The following is a 376-nucleotide window of genomic DNA, read 5'->3' as shown; positions in this document are numbered from 1 at the left end:
GTGGATGGTGGTGGCCGAGATAGCGCGGGCCGGACGGGGACGAACCGGACGCCGCGCTCATCGCCCGTCTTCACCGCAGCGTCGTTGCCGACTCACCGCGCTACGGTTTGGATTGTTGTTAGCCCTTGGCGGAATTTCTCTCACCGCGCAGGCGGCGATTGTGGCCGACGGACAGGCACCGGGGCGTCAGCAGCCGACCATCATTCGCAGCGCCAACGGCACGCCGCAGGTCAATATTCAGACCCCCGGCGCCGACGGTGTTTCTCACAATACCTACCGTCAGTTTGATGTGGATAAACAGGGGGTTATCCTCAATAACAGCCATCAGGCTACGCAGACGCAACTGGGCGGCATGGTGGCCGGTAATCCGTGGTTA

General features: G+C 62.2%; 1 pseudogene. It reads left to right on the top strand.

The features are described 5' to 3' along the window. Positions 1-4: 4 nt before the first annotated feature. Positions 5-376, top strand: a pseudogene (locus ACGF49_RS24990) (filamentous hemagglutinin); the annotation flags it as partial.

Source organism: Photorhabdus sp. RM96S (assembly GCF_042879335.1).
Taxonomy (GTDB): Bacteria; Pseudomonadota; Gammaproteobacteria; order Enterobacterales; family Enterobacteriaceae; genus Photorhabdus; species Photorhabdus kayaii.
Note: the sequence above shows the minus strand (reverse complement) of the source record. Positions and strands in the feature narration are given on the sequence as shown.